Annotated in this window: 1 protein-coding gene and 1 pseudogene; both read right to left on the bottom strand. The window is 65.9% G+C overall.

The genetic code is table 11. The features are described from left to right. Positions 1-653, bottom strand: a pseudogene (locus LCM4577_RS27115) (transposase); the annotation flags it as partial. A gap of 437 nt (positions 654-1,090) precedes the next feature. After that, the gene (locus LCM4577_RS27110; protein ID WP_071074197.1) at positions 1,091-3,175 is read right to left on the bottom strand and encodes an ABC transporter ATP-binding protein/permease; all 2,085 of its coding nucleotides are present in this window, start codon (positions 3,173-3,175) and stop codon (positions 1,091-1,093) included. Between the last annotated feature and the right edge of the window lie 530 nt (positions 3,176-3,705).

The raw sequence follows: 3,705 nt of genomic DNA, 5'->3' as shown, positions 1-3,705 counted from the left end.
ACCTCTACCAAGCTCACCGTCACCGTCTTGGCCAGCCCTTTTTCGATGCAGTTTTGTGGGCGCTTGAGGGCGACTTGCCCGAAGCGGGTCACCAGATGGGCCGTGCGCGCCGGCCGGCCAGGACGAGCCCGCAATTCCACATCGGCTTCACCGGCCGGCTGCAGCTTTGCCGTCGAGAGCTTGCCGCCCTCGATCAAACGGTCGCTCATGGCGCGGGTCAGGATATGRAAGTTCGCASCCGGMACGCGMTCCCACTTGGCGTAGATATCGCTCTCGCGATCGCTCACCTCCGTCACCGTCGCCGCTTGAGCCAGCACCTCCTTGGYCGCTTCGGCCGTGGCCAGCCAGCGCTGCGATTCCTTGTCGGCCAACATCCGTTGACTGTGTGGCGTCTCCACCCGGCCATCGCGCGTCCAGATCTGGCCCGACACCAGCCCCAATACCTCGCCCGTTCCCGCATCCAGCGCCAACATTGCATGCAACAGCGCGCCTCGGACGTTGCCGCCCTTGCCGATCTCGCCCAGACCCCGCCGATGCTCAGCCGTGGTCGTAAAGTTGATCTCACTGGTGTCTTGGACCGCCAGCACGTGACGGCCCGCACACGCCTGCGAACTCGTCAGCCCCCAGCCTTCGATCAGGCTCTGCGTCGTCACCCGCTTGTTCGCCAGGAACCGGCCAAAACCAATGATCCGTCCCCGCGATCCTCCCGCAAGCCGTCGAACGCAAACGCTCTGACGATCCACCATGAGCCCCAGCAGCTGGGCCCCCTTTTTTGCAAGCGCTCGTCGCCGAACGCTCCTAATCCGATCTCATGGGCTGACATCGCGATACCTCCTCAATCCGAGTATCGCCAACAGAATCACATCCCGACGCCATCCAGCCAATCAAAAGCGAGTCATTCACCTCAAACGATGTGTGCATCCCCTAACCACTTTGTGGGGGCGAGGAAATGGTAATCGCCGAGGGTGCGGCCTCGCAAGCCTGGGTTCCTCGCCCCCACCAAAGGCGGGGGAGAGGTGGCTCGGCGCGCAGCGCCGAGACGGAGCGGGGGCAGCGCCGGTGGGGATTACGCACAGCTTCGAAGCGCCCCCTACCCTTTGCCGCCGTTCGCCCCGCTCCCCCACAGCGCGCGCTGGAACAAGCCGCGCTTCTTCCTCCTTGGCGCAAGCTCGACATCGCTGACAAGCCGCGCCCCGCCCTCGCGCCGCTCCAGCGTGATCTTTCGCGTGTGGAACGCTTCCAGCTCGGCGCGGTGGGCGACGCTGATGATGGTGACCCTGGGCAGTTGCTGGATCACCGTCTGCATCATCTTATCCTGGCTCTTCTCGTCCAGCGCCGAGGTCGCCTCGTCGAGCACGACGATGTCGGGCGCGTGCAGCAGAAGGCGGGCGAAGGCCAGGCGCTGCTTCTCGCCGCCCGACAGCGTCTGGTCCCAGGGCGCCTCCTCCTCCAGCCGGTCCTTCAGATAGGCAAGGCCGACCTTGTCGAGGGCAGCGTCGATCTCCTTCGTCTTCCAGTTGTCGGCGGCGGCCGGATAGGCGGTGGCGCGGCGCAGCGTGCCGGACGGGATATAGGGGCGCTGCGGCAGCATGAAGAGGCGCTTGCCCGGGTGGAAATCGACGCTGCCGCTGCCCCAGGGCCACAGCCCGGCGATGGCGCGCACCAGCGTCGACTTGCCGGTGCCGGATTCGCCCGAGACCAGCACGCGCTCGCCGGGCTCGATCTCCACCTCGGTTTCCTTCACCACCGATGTGCCGTCGTCGAGCGTCACGGAAAGATTTCTGAGACCGAGCATGGCGCCGTCCTCGGTCTCGCCGCGCTGGATGCGGCCCAGCCGGTCGTTCTGCTCCGCGCGCTCCAGCCCGTCGAGCGACATCATCAGCGAGGCGATACGATGCGCCGAGGCGTTCCAGTCGGCGAGCCGGGGATAATTGTCGACCAGCCAGCCGAACGCGCCCTGCACCAAAGCGAAGGCGGAGGCTGCCTGCATGACCTGTCCAAGGCTCATCGAGCCGTCGAGGAATTTCGGCGCGCATAGAAGCACCGGCACGACCGGCGCGAACAAGCTGGAGCCTTGCGAGACCAGCGTGGTCCGCATGTGCTGCCCGGTGAGCCGCGCCCAGCGGCCGAGCACGCCGGCGAAGGTGCGGTCGATGCCGGCGTTCTCCTCCTCCTCGCCGCCCAGCAGCGCGATGCTCTCGCCGTTCTCGCGCACACGCGTCAGCACGTAGCGGAACTCGGCTTCGGCCTGGTTCTTGTCCTCGGAAAGCTGGACGAAGCGGCGGCCGATGACGAACATCGAGGTCGACGTGATGGCCGCGTAGATGACCGCGGTGACGACCAGGAAGCCGGGCACGGTGATTGTGGAGCCGCCAAGGGTAAAACTCAGCGCGCCGCCGATGGTCCACAAGACGACGATGAAGGTCGAGGCCGACAGGAAGGCGTTGAGGACGCCGGCGACAAAGTCGACCGGCGATTCCGTGGCGATGCGCAGATCCTCGGTCAGGCGGGCCTCGGGGTTGGCATGGTCGCCCTTGACGAGGTTGAGCTGGTAGTAGCGGCCACTGGCCAGCCAGCGCTGGATGACCGCCGTGGTCAACCAGGAGCGCCAGCGGCGCTGCATGGTCATGCGCAGGTAGACCTGGGCGACGACCAGGCTGATGCTGCCGGCGACCAGCGGCAGGAAGACGGCGCTGAGCCAATAGACGGTGTGGGCGTCGCGCTGCTCGATGGCGTCGAAGATCGCGCGATTCCAGCGGTTGATGCCGTATTGAAAACCGACATTGACGCAGATCAGCGTGAGCAGCCCGATCGTCAGCGGCCAGGCGAGCTTGTCGCCATGCAAACCCCAATAGCCGCGCCCGCTTATCCAGAAGCGCCTCAGCAGATATTTCTTGCGCGCCCGCTCGGCCTCTTCGGGCGAAAGCGCGGGACCGGGCTCGGCGGCCTCGGGCGGCGGCGACCCGGCGTGGCCGATGGCCTCGGGCGCGGCGTCGGCGGGTGCTTTTTCTTCGCGCGGGCTCTCGCCGGCCCGTGGCTTGCCTTGCCGCGACTTGTCGCCTTTCAGCCCGTCTTCTGGTTTGTCTTCCGCAGCCTTATCCGTGCGCGGTTTCGCAGTGCCGCGCGGTTTCTGCTGGCGCGGCTTTTCGTGGCGCGGGGCATTGGGGCGCGACATCGCCGGGCGCGTCTTGCTTTCACCGCGCTCAATGGCGCTGTCGTCCGCTTTCGGTTTGCGCTTGGCCGGGGGCATCGCGCGACAACGGCCCAAAAATCAAAAGGTTTCATGCGGGCCGCCCGGGCCAATCGCATAGCGCGCTCCCCCTCTCCGTCTCGGGTTCGCCGAGCCACCTCTCCCCCACCTTTGGCGGGGCGAGGAACCCGGACTTTCGGAGGCCGCGCCCGTTCGCGATTGGCGCTTCCTCGCCCCCATGAAATGGCTAGGGGATGCACACATCTTTTGAAGTGAATGACTCGCTTTTGATTGGCGATCTTGTGTTGGGCTGTGATTCCGTCTGCGATGCGTTGATGGAGATGTGTCGCGATGTCAGCCCATGAGATCGGATTAGGAGCGTTCGGCGACGAGCGCTTGCAAAAAAGGGGGCCCAGCTGCTGGGGCTCATGGTGGATCGTCAGAGCGTTTGCGTTCGACGGCTTGCGGGAGGATCGCGGGGACGGATCATTGGCTTTGGCCGGTTCCTGGCGAAC

Origin of the sequence: Mesorhizobium sp. LCM 4577, from assembly GCF_001854795.2 — a bacterium.
In the GTDB taxonomy this organism is placed as follows: Bacteria; Pseudomonadota; Alphaproteobacteria; order Rhizobiales; family Rhizobiaceae; genus Mesorhizobium; species Mesorhizobium plurifarium.
Note: the sequence above shows the minus strand (reverse complement) of the source record. Positions and strands in the feature narration are given on the sequence as shown.